This is a genomic window from Nocardia sp. NPDC058666 (assembly GCF_042714895.1).
Lineage (GTDB): Bacteria > Actinomycetota > Actinomycetes > Mycobacteriales > Mycobacteriaceae > Nocardia.
On sequence record NZ_JBHXRY010000001.1, the window covers coordinates 680,519 to 699,235 of the forward strand.

The 18,717-nt window shown below is 68.5% G+C and carries 14 protein-coding genes; 12 read left to right on the forward strand and 2 right to left on the reverse strand.

What is annotated here, in order from left to right:
• Positions 1 to 10 precede the first annotated feature (10 nt).
• The 8 genes from nirB (at position 11) to ACFWVD_RS03155 (ending at position 11,878) form a co-directional block, all read left to right on the forward strand.
• On the forward strand, positions 11 to 2,560 hold the full coding sequence (gene nirB / locus ACFWVD_RS03120; protein WP_379240253.1) for a nitrite reductase large subunit NirB: 2,550 nt from the start codon (positions 11 to 13) through the stop codon (positions 2,558 to 2,560).
• 63 nt (positions 2,561 to 2,623) lie between these two features.
• Positions 2,624 to 3,004 carry a nitrite reductase small subunit NirD gene (gene nirD, locus ACFWVD_RS03125; RefSeq protein WP_379240254.1) on the forward strand — a complete coding sequence of 127 codons (381 nt, stop codon included), beginning with the start codon at positions 2,624 to 2,626 and terminating at the stop codon, positions 3,002 to 3,004.
• Positions 3,001 to 4,233, forward strand: coding sequence for a uroporphyrinogen-III synthase (locus tag ACFWVD_RS03130; protein ID WP_379240255.1), 1,233 nt, complete (start codon positions 3,001 to 3,003; stop codon positions 4,231 to 4,233). Before nirD ends, ACFWVD_RS03130 begins: the two co-directional genes overlap by 4 nt.
• The gene (locus tag ACFWVD_RS03135; RefSeq protein ID WP_379240256.1) at positions 4,227 to 4,970 is read left to right on the forward strand and encodes a sirohydrochlorin chelatase; all 744 of its coding nucleotides are present in this window, start codon (positions 4,227 to 4,229) and stop codon (positions 4,968 to 4,970) included. Before ACFWVD_RS03130 ends, ACFWVD_RS03135 begins: the two co-directional genes overlap by 7 nt.
• 79 nt (positions 4,971 to 5,049) lie before the next feature.
• Positions 5,050 to 5,832: a hypothetical protein gene (locus tag ACFWVD_RS03140; RefSeq protein ID WP_379240257.1), complete on the forward strand. Its 783-nt coding sequence runs from the start codon at positions 5,050 to 5,052 to the stop codon at positions 5,830 to 5,832.
• A 141-nt stretch (positions 5,833 to 5,973) separates the two neighbouring features.
• Positions 5,974 to 10,188, forward strand: coding sequence for an amino acid adenylation domain-containing protein (locus ACFWVD_RS03145; protein WP_379240258.1), 4,215 nt, complete (start codon positions 5,974 to 5,976; stop codon positions 10,186 to 10,188).
• Complete coding sequence (locus tag ACFWVD_RS03150; protein ID WP_379240259.1) at positions 10,185 to 10,856, forward strand: DUF6875 domain-containing protein; 672 nt, start codon at positions 10,185 to 10,187, stop codon at positions 10,854 to 10,856. The genes ACFWVD_RS03145 and ACFWVD_RS03150 overlap by 4 nt, the downstream gene beginning before the upstream one ends.
• Before the next feature lie 56 nt (positions 10,857 to 10,912).
• Entirely contained in the window at positions 10,913 to 11,878 is a 966-nt protein-coding gene (locus ACFWVD_RS03155; protein WP_379240260.1) for an alpha/beta hydrolase, read from the forward strand.
• A gap of 59 nt (positions 11,879 to 11,937) precedes the next feature.
• Here the strand turns inward: ACFWVD_RS03155 and ACFWVD_RS03160 are convergent, their stop codons facing one another.
• On the reverse strand, positions 11,938 to 12,372 hold the full coding sequence (locus ACFWVD_RS03160) for an Ig-like domain-containing protein (RefSeq protein WP_379240261.1): 435 nt from the start codon (positions 12,370 to 12,372) through the stop codon (positions 11,938 to 11,940).
• A gap of 176 nt (positions 12,373 to 12,548) precedes the next feature.
• Between ACFWVD_RS03160 and ACFWVD_RS03165 the strand changes: the two genes are divergently transcribed.
• Entirely contained in the window at positions 12,549 to 12,767 is a 219-nt protein-coding gene (locus ACFWVD_RS03165) for a hypothetical protein (RefSeq protein ID WP_379240262.1), read from the forward strand.
• Between the two features lie 141 nt (positions 12,768 to 12,908).
• The gene (locus ACFWVD_RS03170) at positions 12,909 to 15,470 is read left to right on the forward strand and encodes a LuxR C-terminal-related transcriptional regulator (protein ID WP_379240263.1); all 2,562 of its coding nucleotides are present in this window, start codon (positions 12,909 to 12,911) and stop codon (positions 15,468 to 15,470) included.
• 2 nt (positions 15,471 to 15,472) lie between these two features.
• On the opposite strand, the gene ACFWVD_RS03175 is transcribed toward ACFWVD_RS03170, so the two are convergent.
• A complete protein-coding gene (locus ACFWVD_RS03175; protein ID WP_379240264.1) occupies positions 15,473 to 16,084 on the reverse strand; it encodes a TetR/AcrR family transcriptional regulator in 612 nt (203 codons plus the stop codon).
• 114 nt (positions 16,085 to 16,198) lie between these two features.
• On the opposite strand from ACFWVD_RS03175, the gene ACFWVD_RS03180 reads away from it, so the two are divergent.
• Positions 16,199 to 17,572 carry a flavin-containing monooxygenase gene (locus ACFWVD_RS03180; protein ID WP_379240265.1) on the forward strand — a complete coding sequence of 458 codons (1,374 nt, stop codon included), beginning with the start codon at positions 16,199 to 16,201 and terminating at the stop codon, positions 17,570 to 17,572.
• Complete coding sequence (locus tag ACFWVD_RS03185; RefSeq protein WP_379240266.1) at positions 17,569 to 18,714, forward strand: serine hydrolase domain-containing protein; 1,146 nt, start codon at positions 17,569 to 17,571, stop codon at positions 18,712 to 18,714. The genes ACFWVD_RS03180 and ACFWVD_RS03185 overlap by 4 nt, the downstream gene beginning before the upstream one ends.
• Positions 18,715 to 18,717: the final 3 nt, after the last annotated feature.

Below are 18,717 nucleotides of genomic sequence, written 5' to 3' on the forward strand. Positions count from 1 at the left end.
GTCCACTCTCATGAACAGCACCCGCAAGACAGTGGTCGTGGTCGGCCACGGCATGGTCGGACACCGCTTCGTCGAAGCCCTTCGCTCGCGTGACACCGCAGGCGTGTGGCAGGTCGTCATCCTGTCGGAGGAGAAGCTGCCGGCGTACGACCGCGTCGGCCTGTCCTACTACGTCGGCAACTGGAACGCCGATGACCTGGCGCTGCCGGGCAACCTGTACGACGGCGACGCCCTGGTCGATCTGCGACTGGGCCAGCGTGGCGAGTCCATCGACCTCGAAGCCAAGACCGTGACGTCCACCAGCGGTGACGTGATCTCCTACGACGCGCTGGTCATGGCCACCGGTTCCTACCCGTTCGTGCCGCCGGTTCCCGGCCACGACCTGCCCGAATGCTTCGTCTACCGCACCATCGACGACCTCGACGGCATCCGTGCCGCCGCCGAAGCGGCCGGTCCGGGCGCGCACGGTGTGGTCGTCGGCGGCGGTCTGCTCGGGCTGGAAGCGGCCAACGCGCTGCGTCTGCTGGGCATGACCCCGCACGTCATCGAGTACAACGGGCGCCTGATGCCCGCGCAGGTCGACGCCGGTGGTGGCGCGATCCTGGAGAAGCTCGTCACCGACATCGGCCTGAACGTGCACACCGGGGTGGGCACCGCCAAGATCGTGTCGATCGAAGAAGAAGGCGCCGACAACGTCACCGTGCACCTGTCCGACGATGCCGAGATCAAGGCCTCGCTGGTGGTGTTCTCCGCCGGTGTCCGCCCGCAGGACGCCCTCGCGAAGGCGTCGGGGCTCGAAATCGGTACGCGCGGTGGCATTCTCACCGACCTCACCCTGCAGACCTCGGACCCCAGCGTCTACGCGATCGGTGAATGCGCCGCGATCGAAGGCGTCTGCTACGGCCTGGTCGCCCCCGGTTACACCACCGCCGAGATCGTCGCCGACCGCCTGCTGGGCGGCGCGGGCGAGTTCCCCGGCGCCGATATGTCCACCAAGCTGAAGCTGATGGGCGTGGACGTGGCCTCCTTCGGCGACGCGCACGCCGTCACCGAGGGCGCCCTAGAAGTCGTGCTGCACGACGCGGCCAAGGGCACCTACGCCAAGCTCGTGGTCTCCGACGACGCCAAGACCCTGCTCGGCGGCATCCTGGTCGGTGACGCCAGCCAGTACGCGGCCCTTCGCCCGCTGGTCGGTCGCCCGCTGCCCGCCGACGCCGCCGCGCTCATCTCGCCCGCCGGTGCCGAACTGGGCGCCGACTCGCTGCCCGACGACGCGCAGATCTGCTCCTGCAACAACGTCAGCAAGGGTGCCATCTGCGGCGCGATCGCCGAGGGCGCCTGTGACATCCCGGCCGTGAAGAGCTGCACCAACGCCGGTACTTCCTGCGGTGGCTGTGTGCCGATGATCAAGAAGCTGCTCGAACAGTCCGGCGTCGCGGTCTCGAAGTCGTTGTGCGAGCACTTCTCTCAGTCGCGCGCGGAACTGTACGACGTGGTCGCGGTCACCGGCATCCGCACCTTCTCCGAACTGATCGCCAAGCACGGCAAGGGTTCGGGCTGCGATATCTGCAAGCCGACCGTCGCCTCGATCCTGGCCTCGACCTCGAGCGAGCACATCCTCGACGGCGAACAGGCCGCCCTGCAGGACACCAACGACCACTTCCTGGCCAACCTGCAGAAGAACGGCACCTACTCGGTCGTGCCGCGCATGCCCGGCGGTGAAGTCACCGCCGACCAGCTGATCACCATCGGCGAGGTCGCCAAGGAATTCGACCTCTACGTCAAGGTCACCGGCGGTCAGCGCATCGACCTGTTCGGCGCGCGCGTGGAACAGCTGCCGCTGATCTGGAAGCGCCTGGTCGACGTCGGCATGGAGTCCGGCCACGCCTACGGCAAGTCGCTGCGCACGGTGAAGAGCTGCGTGGGTTCCACCTGGTGCCGCTACGGCCAGCAGGACTCGGTCGGCATGGCCGTGCTGCTGGAGAAGCGCTACCGCGGCCTTCGCTCGCCGCACAAGATCAAGCTGGCGGTCTCGGGTTGCGCGCGCGAATGCGCTGAAGCCCGCGGCAAGGACGTCGGCGTGATCGCCACCGAGAACGGCTGGAACCTGTACGTCGGCGGCAACGGCGGCCTGACCCCCAAGCACGCGGTGCTGCTGGCAGGCGAGCTCGACGACGCGACCCTGATCAGCTACATCGACCGCTACCTGATGTTCTACGTGCGCACCGCCGACCGCCTGCAGCGCACCGCGCCCTGGCAGGAGGGCCTCGAAGGCGGCTTCGACTACCTCAAGGCCGTGGTCATCGAGGACAGCCTCGGCATCGCCGGTGACCTCGAGGCGGCCATGGCCAAGCACGTCGAGGGCTACAAGGACGAGTGGGCCGCGGTCCTCGAGGACGAGAACAAGCTCTCGCGCTTCGTCTCCTTCGTCAATGCCCCTGACCAGGCCGACCCGACGATCTCGTTCGACGACAGCGGAGAACGCAAGGTACCAGTGCTTCTGGGTCTGCCGGGCATGCCCGTCGGTGTTGCGTCGAACACAGCACCGACCGGGACATAAGCACTTAACGCTGCGGAAACAGGGCGCCTGTACCAATAGGTAAGGCGTTCGGAGGAGGAACCGATGACCGTTATCGACACACCCACCATCACCACTGAGACCGCGACCTGGACCCAGGCCTGCCGACTCGACTTTCTGATCCCGGGGCGCGGCGTTGCTGTCCTGCTGAAGGGCGGCCGTCAGGCGGCTCTGTTCCTACTCTCCGATGGCACGCTCGCCGCCGTGGGCAACATCGATCCGTTCGGCCGGGCCGCGGTGATGTCGCGCGGCATCGTCGGTGACCGTGGCGGCATTCCCGTCGTCGCCTCGCCGCTGCTCAAGCAGGCTTTCTCGCTGATCGACGGCCGTTGTCTGGACGACGAGTCCAAGTCCCTGCCGGTGTACGCGGTCCAACTCGACGGCGGCGTCGTCGCGGTCTCGAACGAACCGGTGCCCACTCCATGACATCTCCGACCGACACCGGCCCCTGCCTTGCCGGCTTCACCATCGGCGTCACCGCGGCTCGCCGCGCAGAGGAATTCAGCACCCTGCTCACCCGAAGGGGCGCGACCGTGGTGTCCGCGCCCGCCATCCGCATCATCCCGCTGGCCGATGACACCGAGCTCGAACGGGTCACCGAACAGCTGATCGCCGATCCGCCGCAGATCACCGTCGCCACCACCGGCATCGGTTTCCGCGGCTGGATGGAAGCCGCCGAAGGCTGGGGGCTGGCCGAGATCCTGCGCGACACCCTCGCCTCCACCCGCATGCTGGCCCGCGGCCCCAAGGCCAAGGGCGCGATCCGGGCCGCCGAACTGCGCGAAGAATGGTCGCCGGCCTCGGAGTCCTCGGCCGAGGTGCTCGATCACCTGCTCGCCGAGGGCGTGGAAGGTGTGCGCATCGCGGTGCAGTTGCACGGCGCCACCACCGAATGGGAGCCGGTTCCCGACTTCTGCGAGGTGCTGCGCTGCGCGGGCGCCGACGTGGTTCCGGTGCCGGTGTACCGGTGGGAACCGCCTGCCGACCGTGGGCCGATGGACAACATGATCGAAGCGATCATCTCCGGCAGTCTGGACTGCGTCACGTTCACCAGTGCGCCCGCCGTGGCGTCATTGTTGATGCGCGCCAAGGAAACCGGTCTTCTCGAATCCGTGTTGCACGCGTTCCGTGGGCGGGTGCTGGCCGCCTGCGTCGGGCCGATCACCGCGGCTCCGCTGGAAGAACTCGGTGTGCCGACGACGATGCCGGGGCGTGCGCGGCTGGGTGCGTTGGCTCGCCATGTGGCAGAAGAACTTCCGCGTCGGGCCAGTCGGATCTACGCGGCCGGTCACCTGATCAGCGTGCGTGGTGGCTGTGTCGTCGTCGACAACGAGGTGCGTCAGTTGGCGCCCGCGCCGATGGCGTTGATGCGGTCGCTGGCTCGTCAGCCGGGTCGGGTCGTTTCGCGGGAGGACCTGCTGTCCGCGCTGCCCGGTGGCGGTGACGACACCCATGCGGTGGAGACCGCGATCGCTCGTCTGCGTGCGGGTTTGGGGACTCCCAAGGCTATTCAGACCGTGGTCAAACGTGGATACCGGCTGGCGTTGGACGCGGCCGACTGCTCCGATACCCCTGCGGTGCGTCCGGCACACGCCTCGGGAATCGGTACGCCCGCGCGGTCGCCTCGGCCCGCGCAAACGATCGGGGTGTGGTGAGTGCCGGGCTGCCGGGTGATCCGGCGCTGGTTCTGGTCGCGCACGGGACGCGTAGTGCGCGCGGGGTAGAGATGATCGCGGCGCTGGCCGATGCGGTGGGTGTCGAGCTGGGCGTGTCGGTGTCTTCGTCACCGAATGCGTTGCTGCGCACTGCTTTCGTCGATGTGCTCGGACCTTCGCCCTCGGAGGTTCTGCGGGATCTCGACGGGCCCGCTGTGGTTGTTCCGGCCTTTCTGGCTTCGGGATATCACGTCTATCAGGATGTTCCGCGCGAGATCGCCGAGAGTGGGCATGGTGCCGTCGCGGTGACACCTGCGATGGGGCCTGATCCGGCCTTGGCCAGGATCATGGCGGTGCGCTTGCGTTCGGCGGGGTGGCAGCCCGGAGATTCGGTGGTGTTCGCCGCCGCCGGTTCCTCGGATTCGCGTGCGCGGCAGGATGTTCGGCGGGCCGCGGGGATGCTCGCGGAGCAGATCGGTGCGCCGGTGCGGATCGCCTACGTGGCGACCGGGACGCCTCGGGTTCCCGAAGTCGTTGCCGCACTGCGTGAATCGGGATCCGAGCGCGTGTTCATCGCGTCGTATCTGTTGGCGCACGGGCTTTTTCATCAGCGGTTGCATGATGCCGGTGCTGATGGGGTGGCCGAGCCGATCGGGGTGCACCCGGCGGTCGTTCGGTTGATCGCCGACCGGTATCGCACCGCGGCACGTGCGCTGGCCGACGTTCGCGTTCGCTGAGCCGACCGCGCACAACCAGCCGGTGTCGGCGGCGGCGACTAGAGTTGGCCCGACTTCACAACAAGGGGGCAGCAGCTCGATGTCAGATCCGTCCGCAGGTCAGGGTTATCCGTCGCAGGATGACGGGTTGACCTCGTACCCGGAGAATCCCGCGCCGGCCGCGCGGATTCCGCAGCCGCCCAGTCTGCCGCCCTACCCGCAGCAGCCGTATGGGCAGCCACAGCCGTATGGGCAGCCTTATGGGCAACCGCAGCCGTATGGGTCCGTGCCGGGGGTGGTGGGTGCGCAGGGACCGTACGGGCCGCAGTCGCAGAGTCCGTATCCGGGACCTGGTGTGCAGCCGACACCGGAATCCGGGCCGCGGGTTGTTCCGCAGAGTGTGCAGATCGCGTTCTACGTGATGCTGGCGGGAGCGTTGGTCACCCTGCTCAGCGCCGCGTATTCGCTGACCACCCTCGACGAGGCACGCAGTAGCGCACTGGATGCGTCCGGCGGAGTGTTCCGCGGAGACGAGCTCGACTTCCTCGTCTACGCCACCGTGGGCAGCGCCGTCGGCGGCGCGTTGATATCGGCCGGACTGTGGGTGTGGATGGCGTTCGTCTGCCGGGCGGGCAAGAACTGGGGGCGGATCACGGGCACGGTGTTCTTCGGCATCAACGTGGTGATGTACCTGTTCGGCGCGCTGGGAATGGCGATCACCTCCACGGCCAATATCAGCCTGGTGTTCAGCACCGTCAATCTCGCGATCGGGCTGGCGGCGGTGATCCTGCTGTGGAACGGCAAGTCCAAGCCCTACTTCACCCCACCGAGGCCACCCGGCTACCAGCCGTACCCGGGTTACCCGCCTACCTCGCCGTACTGACGTTGTCAGCGACCACGTATCCGGCTGCTACCCGGTGGTGACGCCGACCTGCCGGGTGGCGAACAGTGCCTGACGCGGGGCCGATGCCGTAGGTTTGCCGGGGAACCAGTCAAACGTGTGCTCGGAATCCCGGGAGGCCCGGTGCGGCAAGGTGAGGGTGGTATCGGTGCGGAACAGGCCGTGCGGGCCGATGCTGTGCCGATTCCCTTGTCTCCCGGGCAATTACGGTGGTGGGTAGCCCATCAGCTCGCACCCGGAGTGCCTGCGACGATCGCCCTGTATGTGGATCTGCACGGCGCGCTCGATGTCGCGCGGCTGGGTGCGGCGATGCGGTGGGCGGCGGCGCGGATGCAGTCACCGCACGTGCGATTGCGGCTGATCGACGGTCGGCCACACCAGTATCTGGACCCGCAGGTCTTCGGCGAGCTCATCGATATCGATCTGACGGACTATGCCGCGCAGCATCCCGAACTGGTTGATGGGCTGACGGTTGGGGCCGCCGATGAGGGTGGCCCGGTGGCGGAGGCGTTGGCGCGGATGGAGGCCGATCGGCTCGCGCCGCTGGATCTGTGCGAGGACGCGATCACCGTTGCGGTGCTGTATCGGGTCGGCCCGCAACGGTGTCTGCTGTATTTGCGCAGCCACCACTTGGTTCTCGACGGGGTCGGTGCCGCGGCGTTGTTGCGCTTGGCGGCCGAAACCTATTCGCAGGGTGTCCCCGACGAAGGTGGGCAGCAGGTGGTCGACGCGACCGCTGGCGTGCGCCGCGATCTGAATGCGGGCGAACCGCTGTCGATCGGCGAACTGGTCGAGGAGGATCGACGCTATCGGCATTCCCCGCGTGCGGTGGCGGACCAGGAGTTTTGGGCGAAAGAGGTTGCCGGACTGGGTGATCCGGTGGGTCTGGCCGGCACAGCGGCGCCCGCATCGGCACGCCCGCATCGCGTCTCCGCCGTTCTCGATGCGAAGACCGCGGAACTGCTCACCGACGCTCGAAACCGTTATGCCGCAAGTTTTCCGGAGCTGACCGCGGCCGCGTTCGCCGCTTTCCTCGCGCGCATGTCGGGTGCCGACCAGATCGTGTTGTCGCTGCCCGTCGCCGCCCGACCCTCCGCTGCCCTGCGCCGGTCCGCGGGTTCGGTCTCCAACGTTGTCCCCTTGCGCCTGCGCGACCTCGCCACCACCACGGTCGAAGACCTGATCACCCAGGTTCGACTGCGGGTCATCGGCGCGCTGCGTCACCAGCGCTACCGCTACGAGGACATCCAACGCGACCGTGGCGAAACCCAGCTGCTGCGAGGCGGTTTCGGTCCCGTGCTCAATCTGCTGGGTTTCACCGCCCCGCTGACCCTGGGCTCCGCGACCGGCCGCGCACACCTGCTGAGCCTGGGCCCCGTCGAAGACCTCCTCGTCAACGGCTATCAACTCGGCCCCGACAACAGCACCGCGACCATCGACTTCCAGGCCAACCCGTCCCGCTACGACGCCGCCACCCTGGCCTGGTATCACCGCCTGTTCCTGGACTGGTTCGCCACCTTCCTCGCCGCCGACCCGACCCTGCCGATCGGTGAGCTGGACCCCGAATCAATTGCCCGAAACCATCATTCACAGCGATACGCTGATGCCGGCACCGCTGATGGCGCGCACGGCATCGCTGGTGAACCCCCGGCAGGGGCGGACTCCGGCCTGGGCCGAGGCGGCCGTGCCGTGACCGGGTGCGGCAGTAGCCCGGCTGCTGGGGCACTGCGTGCCAACGCCGCACTCTCACCGACCCTGGGCGAACTCTTCAGCCGGTTCGATCGCTCGGACGCCGTCGCGGTCGTCGACGGCGCTCGGTCGATGACGTATCGGGAGCTCGCCGAATCGGCGGCGCGGTGGGCCAGGTTGCTGCTCGCGCACGGCGTTACGCCGGGAACTCCTGTGCTGACCGCGATTCCGAGATCGCTCGAATCCGTGCTGGCCGTGCGTGCCATCGCGGCGGCCGGTGCCTGCCTGACGCCGATCGACGTGGCGGATCCGGGGGAGCGGGTCGCCCGGATCATCGCCGGATCCGGTGCGCTGGTGGGGTTCACGACGCGGGCCGCCGCCGCACCATCAGGTGACTCTGCACCATCGGGTGGCGGTGAACCGGAGGGGAGCGGGGTCACCTGGCTGGTCCTCGACGACGCGGAAACCCTCGCGCGAGCCGCCGACCAATCCTGCGACCGGGTGACCGATGCCGACCGCCACGCACGGCTGACGCCGACGCACCCGGCCTATCTGATCCACACCTCCGGCACAACCGGTGCGCCCAAAGGTGTCGCGGTCACCCATCACGGCCTCGGCCCACTGACCGACCACCTACTCGACCGATACGGCACAACGCCGAATTCGATAGTGCTGCACGCGCATTCACCTGCCTTCGACGCTCACCTACTCGAACTCCTCGCGGCCTTCGCCGCTGGTGCCCGCCTGGTCGTCGAACCGCCCGCAGTGGTCGCGGGCCCGGAACTGACCGAACTGATCACCGAGCACCGGGTCACCCACCTGCTCACCACCCCGGCCGTGCTGGCCACGCTGCGCCCCGACGACGTGCCGAGCCTGACCACCGTGGTCGTCGGCGGCGAAGCCTGCCCGCCGGAACTGGTCGCCACCTGGGCAACCCGCGTCCGCCTACACAACGGCTACGGCCCGACCGAAGCCACGGTCATGGCTACGCAGTCGACCCCGCTGGTAGCGGGGGAGCCGGTGATCATCGGCCAACCCCTGCCGGAAGTGACTGCACGACTGCTGGATTCGCAACTACGGCGGGTTCCCGAAGGTGCTCGCGCCGAGTTGTACCTGGGCGGACCGTGCGTGGCACAGGGCTACATCGGTGACGCCGCAGGCACCGCAACACGTTTCGTAGCCGACCCCAGCGGCGCCGGCCAACGCATCTACCGCACAGGCGATCTCGTCGGCCCCCGCGCCGACGGCGGCTACGAATTCCTCGGCCGCATCGACACCCAACTAGCCGTACGCGGCCGCCGCATCGAACCAGCCGAGGTCGAAGCAGCCCTACTCACCGACCCCACCATCGCCCACGCCGCCGTCGACCTCACCGCCCCCGGCACCCCCGCCGCCCGCCTCATCGGCTACGTCGTCCCGTCAACGCCCACCCCCAACGGCGTCTTCGACAGCGCCGCCGCGTTGACCCGCCTGCGCACCATCCTCCCCGCGGCACTCATCCCCGCCACCCTCATCACCCTCGACCACCTCCCTCTAACCCCCAACGGAAAACTGGACCGCGCAGCACTCCCCACCCCGCCGTCCACTCCCTACCGCCCCCCACAAACCCCCCTCGAACACCTCGTCGCCTCCGCCTTCGCCACCGCCTGCGACCTCGAATCAGTCGGCGCCGACGACGACTTCTTCACCATCGGCGGCAATTCCCTGACAGGCGTAGCGGTTTCAGCGGAACTGGCCCAATCCACGAACACCCCGATCACAGTCCGCTGGCTCTACACCGCACCGACAGTCACCGCCCTGGCCCACCGCATCCAGACCTACCACCCCGACACCGACCCCGGCGTCGACGCCCTCGCCACCGTGCTCCCCTTGCGCACCGGCGGCACCCGCCCACCCCTGTTCTGCGTGCACTCCGCGGTCCCACTCGCCTGGTGCTACACCGGCCTCGCCCACCACATCACCGACCGCCCCGTCTACGGCCTACAGGCACCCACCCTGTCCGAAGCGCATTCGACCCCACTGACCGTCGAATTCCTCGCCCACACCTACGCCACCGAAATCACCCGCCTGCAACCAGACGGCCCCCTCCACCTGCTGGGCTGGTCCCTCGGCGGCCAACTCGCCCACGCCACCGCGGTCCGCCTGCGCGCCGAAGGCCGCGATGTCACCACCCTCGCCATGCTCGACAGCGTCGTCATCCCCGACGAAGCCGACCCACCCCCACGCCCCCGCATGCGCGACCTGCTCACCCACCTCCTCGGCGACGAACCCGACGACGCAGACTCCCTCCCCGACCTGTCGGCAGAGCAAGCAGCAGCCGAATTGGCAAAGGCGGGAGCCACTCTCGGACAGGGCCTCACCGCCGAACAGCTGACAAACCTGCACGAGGCCTACGCCGACGGAGTCCGCCTCTCCCACGGCTACCGCCCCGACCTCTTCGACGGCGACCTGCTCTACTTCTGCGCCACCCAGGGCATGACCGCCTTCCTCGACGCCCAGATGTGGCGCCCCTTCGTCACCGGCCGCCTCATCGAACACCCCGTCGACACCACCCACGCCCAACTCACCAACGCCGACATCGTCGCCCACCTCGGCCCGATCCTGGACCGGCACCTGCGCGAGGTCGAAACCGCGGCGGCACGCCCATGAACCTGCGCACCGCACAGGGCCCCCGCACCGCGGGCACCTGGTGCAACGTCTACGACGACCCCGCCCGCTGGTCGGCCGAACACCCGAGAACGGCACCCCTGCTGGACTGGTTCGCCGACAATCTGATGCGCCACGACCCCGCCCAAGGTCGCCAAGGCCCGGTCTGCCCCTTCGTCAAACCCGCTGCCGCACAACGCACCCTGTGGATCGCGGAACTCGACGACATCGACATCACCGACGCCATCGACGACGCCTTCGCCCTCTACCGCACCCTCGACAACACCCCGGCGGTCCTGACCGTCTTCCCCGACCTCGATGACACCACCCGCATCGACACCGCCCACACCGCCCGCAAGAGTGACATCGTCAGCGCGGGCGCCATGCTCGGCCAGTTCTACCCCGGCTGCCCGGTCGCGGGCCTGTGGAATCGCGACTACCGCCCCCTGCACGCCCCGCTGCCCATGCTGGTGATCCGTCCGATGATGAACACCGACTTCCCGTTCCTGGTGGGCAAACCCGAATGGCTCGCCGCCTACCTGGCCCGCCACGCGCCGGGTCTGCCGCGCAAGCTGCGCGCCTCGATTGCCGATCGGATGCACGTGCCCGACGCGGGACCCGCCTCGATCACCGACCTGCGCGCGCATTTTCCGGATGAACTCGCACAATAAGGACACGAACCGCGGAATGCCGGACATTAGCGGGGTCGTGCGGCACACTACGTCGCATGCGTCGGCTTGTGTGCTGCCTGCTCGTCCTGCTCGGCTGTGGATTCGTCGTCTCGCCCGTGGCGTCGGCGCAATCCGCGATCCTCGATGTCCGCCCGTTAGGTGGCCGACAATTCGAGGTGGTCGTGCATTCCGCGGCGATGAACCGCCCGATCACCCTGTGGATGTCGCATCCCGGTGCCGGTGCGCCCGCGCTGTACCTGCTGAACGCGGTCGACGGCGGCGAGAGCGGCGGCCCGTGGATGCGCCGCACCGATGTGGTGGACTTCTTCGCCGACAAGCCGGTGAATGTGATCGTCCCGATCGGCGGTCGCGCCAGCATGTACACCGACTGGCAGCGCGACGACGGCGCACTGGGCCGCAACAAGTGGACCACCTTCCTGACCAACGAACTGCCCCCACTGCTCAACGACCGCTTCGGCATGACCGGTGCCAATGGCATTGCGGGCCTGTCGATGTCGGCCACCTCGGCCCTGAACCTGGCGATCGCCGCACCCGGCCTGTACCGCGCGGTCGGCGCCTTCAGCGGGTGCACTCAGACCAGCAACCCGCTGGCCGAAACCCTGGTCCGCTCGCAGCTGGCCACCTTCGGCGCCGACGCCACCAACATGTGGGGCGGCCCCGGCGACCCGGCCTGGGCGGCCAACGACCCGACCCTGCACGCCGAGCGGCTGCGCGGCACCGCGGTCTACCTGTCGTCGGGCAACGGCGCCCCCGGCCCGCACGAGGCCTTCAACGACCCGAGCATCGCGGGCAATGTCGGCGTGCTGGTCGACCGGGTGCTGGTCGGCGGCACCATGGAAGCGATCGTCGGCAGCTGCTCGAGCCCGCTGGCGGGTCGCCTGGCCCAACTCGGCATCCCCGCCGACGTGCGCTTCCGCGCTGCGGGCACGCACGCCTGGCCGTACTGGCAGGACGACATCCACGACTCCTGGCCGATGTTCGCCGCCGCACTGGGCGCCTGAAACACAGCAGAACGGCCGCCGCGGGGAGAGTTCGCGGCGGCCGTTCTGTGTGCGGGGGACTAGCCGGCCGAACCGGTCAGCAGCCCACCCAGATCGGCGGAACCCGAGCCCGCGCCGTCACCCGGAGCGGGATTGGTCGGCTTCGGAACCACGGTGATGGTGACGGTCTTCGAGCTGACCAGCTCCTGCACCGCCTTGATCTCGTGCGCGCCGGTGGTCTTCGGCGTCCAGGTGATGGTGGCCTTGCCGTCGGCAACCGAGACCGGCTCGCCGATCTGCGTGCCGTTGTCGGTGAAGGTCACCTTGAACAGGAACGAGGTGGCCGTGACGTCGGCGGTGACGGTGTAGGAGGTGTCCACGTAGTGGGTGCTGCCGCTGACCGCGATCCCCTGGACCAGCGCCGATGCCTGCGGTGCGGCCAGCACGGCCGCCGCTGCCACCGCGGTGAATGCGGTGAGCCCGAAACCGGCCCGGCGCGCCTGGTAGATCTTCATGGTGTTCTCCTGTTCGAGCTGATGATGAGCGCGACATTAGCGACCGGGAACGGGCGCTGTCCCGGAAACTGAAAAAGCGATGTTTAAAAGTGTGGAACCTGTTCCAGTGCAGGTCGCGGGCAAATTCACCCGCGGCGGATGAGGCACCCCCGGCGGCCGACCGCGACACTGGTTGCATGTCCACGGGTCCGGTGCGCTATCAGTTCGTCATCGAGGGCGAACTGTCTGCGCGTGTGCTCGCGGCCTTCCCCGAGTTGCGTCCCAGCGCGCATTCGCCGACCGGAACCACCACCCTCTACGGCCTCGTCGACGACAGCACCGCCATGCGCGGCATCATGGCCCGCATCGACACACTGGGCCTGACGTTGCTGAGCATGTCGCAGCTGCCCGACTGAGGCCGCGCGGACAACGTCGATCTGATAACGAGCTAGCTGACCGCACCCCACCAGCAACCGCGCAGCCGCCGGGTCGCCTACCGTCGAAACTCGGCGCAGGTGTGTCGACCCGCGGTGAACAGCGAGTTCAGGAGGGTGAAGATGGTGATGTCGTCGCGCTCGATGTTAGCTGCGCCCGCTGTCTACACGGGCATTCCGGAACTGTCGTTCGCGCCCGTTCGCTGCGGGCAGGCCTACGCCCGCTTGGATCGCGCCCAGGCCGCCGCCGGTCAGACGGTGCTGCTGTGTGGTCCGGTGGGCACCGGGAAGACTGTCGTGCTGGTCGACTGGGTTCGCCGCAGGCGTTCGACGCGGGTCGTGTGGTTGACCGTGCCCGAGGGAACCGGTTCGGGTCTGCTGCGCGAGATCGCCCGAACCCTGGTTCCGACAACAGCATTCGCGTCGCCCGGCGCGGTGCGCACGCCGATGGATCGCGCGGCCGACCTCGTCGCGGCCTTGGCCGACGTCACCCCGACGGTGCTGGTGCTCGACGACGCCCACCTGCTCACCGACCCGATGGAACTCGCCGGCCTGGAATACCTGCTGGCGCACCTGCCCGCCCAGGTCACCGCCCTGATCGCGGGCCGTTTCGACCCGCCGCTGCGCTGGCACACCCTCGACCTGGCGGGCAGGCTGACGCGCATCGGCGCGCCGGAACTTGCCCTGTCGCCCGACCGGGTCGCGCAGCTGCTGGCCCAGCACGACTGCCTGCTCGACGACGCCGAATTGGCGGTCGTGCAGAACCTCACGCGGGGCTGGGCCGCGCTGGTTCGCATCGCGGCAATCTGCCTGTCGGCCAGGGAATCCGACCGCACCACCGCCCTCGCCGCGCTGGCTCGCCCCGCGCACGCGGTCGCGGACTTCCTGGTCGCCGAGCTACTGACGACACTGTCGGAGTCCACCCTCGAATTCCTGCTCGCCACAGCGGTTCCCACGCGCTTCTGCCTCCCGATGGCCGAGGATCTGATCGGCGACGATGCCGCCCGCATCCTCGACGAACTGCTGCGCGCCAACTTCCCCCTGCACACCGTCGCCGACGCGGGCGAACTCTGGCACACCTACCACCCGCTGCTGCGCGCCTACCTGCTCGCCGAGGCCGCGCACACCCGACCGGATCGCCTGTCGGACTGCCATCGTCGCGTCGCGGCCTGGTTCACCGCGGCCGCGATGCCCGCGCCCGCGCTCGACCATGTCCTTGCCGAACCCGGTGCGCCCGGTCTGGAGCCCTTCATCCGGGACTGGGGGCTGCGCATGGTGTTGGAAGGAACCGGCCAGACGCTGCTGTCCGCGGTCGAAAACCATTGTGAATACGACACTTTCGTTCGACTGTTGCGCGCGGCTGTCGCGGTCGAGTCGGGTGACATCGCCGCCGCCGAGGTCTACCTCGAAGCCGCCCACGTCGGTCCCGATTCGGCCACCCCGCTGGCGCCTGCGGCTCGGATCGTCGCGCTCGACCGGGCCGTGAGCGCGGGAGTCGCTGTGCTGGTGGGTGATTCGTCGTCGATGCGCTGGCCGCTGCCGCCCGCCACCGGCCACCCCGACCTCGACTGCTACGCCGCCCTCCAGTGCGGCACGGCCGACATCTACGCCGGTGAAATCGACAGTGGCACAACAGCGGTACGGCACGCGATCGTGCACGCCGAACAGGCCGGACTCGGTCGCGTCGCGGTCCGCGCCCGCACGGCCGCGGCGGTGGCGGCGGGCATGGCGGGTCGCATCGGCGAGCTGCGCGCACTGGCGGACGCGGCCATCGACTGCGCGCGACGCTACGAGCCCGCCGGTTCGACCGACGCCGCCCAGGCCAGGGTGCTCGCGGCCTTCGGCGCCTACCAGCAGGGCGTGGACATCGACGCGCCCGTGCTGCCGGTGGAAGACGAGACGATGGTGCCCGCGCCGGTGCGCCGAGCGGGGGTCATGGCCGCGCTGCTCACGCACACCGACCCCGCCGATCGCACCGCCGCCGTCCTCGCGGTGAGCAAGCCGCTGCACCGCCTGCTCGACGAATCGCCCACCCTGCACGGCACCGGCGAACTGGTCGCCGACGTGCTGTGGTTGCTGCTGCGCCTACAGGCCAGAGCCGACGCGCAACGGCTGGTCGACCACGCGACCAGGGTCCTCGGACCCACCCCCGACCTGATCGTCGCCGAAGCCGGGCTCGCCCTGCACGCGCACCGCCCCGCCGCGGTGCTGTCCCTGCTCGAACCGCTGCTGACCACCCCGAACCTGGCGCCCCGAACCCTGGTCACGACCTGGCTGCTGGTCGCGGTCGCCGCCGACCACCTCGACCGCCCCCGCAAGGTCGACCACGCCTGCGAACAAGCCCTCGCCGGCGCCGCCCCCGAACAACTGATCCGCCCGTTCCTCGACGTCCCGCAAGCCGCCGAACTGCTCGACCGCCTCGGTCCCCGCTTCGCCCGCCACGCCACCCTCGTGGATCGCATCCGCGCCCACCGCGGCACCACCGCGAACGCCCCACAACTCACCGACACCGAACTCGTTGTGCTGCGCCAACTTCCGTCGGGCATGACCGCGGCCAACATCGCCGCCGAACTGGGTGTCTCGGTGAACACCGTCAAGACCCACCTGCGCGGCATCTACCACAAGCTGTCGGCGAACGCCCGCGGCGAAGCCATCGCCCAGGCGCGGGCACTGGGCCTGCTCTGAGCTCAGGCCGGTGCCTGCAGTGCCGGAAACCAGACATCGGTGAGTACCGCGGCCGCCTGCTCCGCGGACACTTCGATGGTGCCCTGCATGGCCCACCGGGTGAAGAACCGCTCGAGCTGGGCCACCAGCAGTTCGATGCGCAGGCGGGCCTCGTCGCGGCGATGTTCGGGCCAGCGGGCGAGGTAGACCGGCATGGTGTCGGCCAGGGCCATGATGCCTTCGCGGGCCACCGCGCGAAACTCCGGTTCCAGCGCGGTGGCCTCGTCCCAGGCGGGCAGCATGTTCTTGTTCGCGAAGAACCAGTCGATCGCACGACTCATCCAGTCCGCGAACGATTCTCGTGAACCTAGCGCGAGCACCCGGTCCAGGTCGGCGTAGAAGTCGAGCACGCTGGCCAGGGTGCCGTCCAGCGCGATGGCCCGCAGCACCTCGCCTTTGCTGGTGAAGTGCAGGTAGAACGTCGCCCGGCTGCAGCCAACGGCGGCGGTGATGTCGTCGACGCGGACATCGGAGTAGCCCTGGGTCTCGAACAGGGTGCGGGCGGTCTCGACGATCCGGGCCTTGGTCAGGCGCTTCTGTTCCTCACGGAGTGAGCCGCGGCGGGGGGTCGTCATGCGGTCATCATACGACTTGATCATTCACTAGACACCGTGTCCAGTGAGCCGCTATCCTGTGGTCCACGTCACTCGGCGAGGTCATCGACGACCGCAGCCGTTCAGGAGTTGTGCATGGATACACGCGAATTGCCCAGGGTGTGCGTCATCGGCGCCGGACCTTCGGGTATCACCGTCGCCAAAAGGCTTGCCGAGAACGGGATTCCGTTCGACTGCTACGAGGCATCCGACGAGGTCGGCGGCAACTGGTACTTCAAGAACCCCAACGGCATGTCGGCCTGCTATCAGAGCCTGCACATCGATACGTCCAAGTACCGCCTGCAATTCGAGGATTTTCCGGCGCCCGCGGACTGGCCGGATTTTCCGCACCACTCCCAGCTGCTGCAGTACTTCAAGGATTATGTCGACCACTTCGGCCTGCGCGACCGCATCATGTTCGACACGGTGGTCACTGCCGCCGAACACGACGACGACGGCCTGTGGCGGGTCACCACCGACAGCGGCGACACCGAGATCTACGACGCGCTGATCGTGTGCAACGGCCACCACTGGGATCCCCGATTCCCTGACTACCCAGGCGAATTCGACGGTGTGCTGATGCACAGCCACGCCTACCGAGACCCGTTCGACCCCGTCGATCTGCGCGGCAAGCGCGTCGTGGTGGTCGGCATGGGCAACTCGGGTCTGGACATCGCCTCGGAGCTGTCGCAGCGCTTCCTGGCCGAGAAACTGTTCGTTTCGGCGCGCCGTGGCGTGTGGGTGCTGCCCAAGTACGTGAACGGCCGAGTGGGCGACCGACAGTCGGTACCGGCGTGGATCCCGGACCGGGTGGCGCTGAAGTTGAAGCAGCGGTTCGTGCGCAAGAATCGCGGCGAGATGCAGAACTACGGCCTGCCCACACCCGATCACGAACCGTTCGAGGCGCACCCCTCGGCCAGCGAGGAATTCCTGCATCGCGCCGGCTGCGGCGACATCGCGTTCAAACCCGCCATCACCCGATTGGACGGCGACACAGTGCATTTCGCCGACGGCAGCAGCGAGCGCGTCGATGTGGTGCTGTGCGCCACCGGCTATCACATCAGCTTCCCGTTCTTCGCCGACGCGCGGTTGGTGCCCGATGCGGCCAACCACTTCCCGCTGTTCCAGATGATGCACAAGCCCGGTGTGGACAATCTGTTCTATCTCGGTCTGGCGCAACCGATGCCGACGCTGGTCAACTTCGCCGAGCAGCAGAGCAAACTGGTCGCCGCCTACCTCACCGGCCGCTACCACCTGCCCCCGCGCGAGCAGATCGATCGAGTACTCGATGCGCAGGAGGCCAAACGTGCCGGGCGGTATTACGATTCGCCGCGCCACACGATTCAGATCGAATTCGAACCGTATGTGCGCTCGATGAACAAGGAACTCGAGCAGGGCGCGAAACGTGCGGCCGCGGCGGGCAACAGCCTGCCGGTACCCGCGCGCGCGGTGACAGGAGTGTCGCGATGAGTTCTGGTTTCTGTCGCGATGAATTCGCCGGTGTCCGTGCGGCTTTCGACGAGAACTTGGCCTCCGGTGCCGAACTGGGTGCGTCGCTGTGCGTCACCGTCGACGGTGACCCGGTCGTCGACCTGTGGGGCGGTCACGCCGACGCGGCGCAGACCACACCGTGGGGTGCCGACACCTTGGTCAACGTCTTCTCGGTCACCAAGACGATGACGGCGCTGTGCGCGCTGCTGCTGGTGGACAGCGGCGACCTCGACGTCGACCAGCGCGTGGCCCACTACTGGCCCGAGTTCGCGGCCAATGGCAAGGCCGACATCGAAGTCCGCCACCTGCTCTCGCACACCTCGGGCGTCTCGGGCTGGGACAAGCCGATCGCACTGTCCGACATCTACGACACCGACGCCGCCGCGGCCCGGCTGGCCACGCAGGCCCCCTGGTGGGAGCCGGGCACTGCCTCGGGCTACCACGCCATCAACTACGGCCATCTCATCGGCGAGCTGGTGCGCCGCCTCACCGGCCGTTCGCTGGGCCGGTTCTTCGCCGACGAACTGGCCGGACCACTGGGCGCGGATTTCCATATCGGCACCGGCCCGCAGCACGCCGACCGGATCGCCGAACTGATCCCGCCGCAGCTGCCCGACTTCGACCTGTCGACGCTGGACCAGGACAGCGTGCTGATCAAAACGCTCACCAGTCCCTGGCTGGAGGTCTCCGAGACCGCGACCCAGGGTTGGCGTGAGGCCGAGATCGGCGGCACCAACGGACACGGCAACGCCCGCTCGGTGGCCCGCATCCAATCGCTGATCGCCAACGGCGGCGAACTCAGCGGCAGACGCTACCTCGCACCCGCCACGATCGACCTGATCTTCCGCGAACAGGCCGACGGCATCGACCTCGCCCTGCTCACCCCCTTGCGCTTCGGCATCGGCTACGGCCTGCCCCGCCCACAGACCTTCCCGCACATCCCCGACGGCCGCGTCTGCTGGTGGGCGGGCTACGGCGGCTCGATGGTCGTCAACGACCTGGACCGACGAATCACCTTCGCCTACACCATGAATCGGATGGCGACCGGGCTGATCGGTTCCGACCGCTGCGACAGCTACCTGAAGGCCACCTTCGACGCGGCCGCGGACCTCATTCCCTGATGG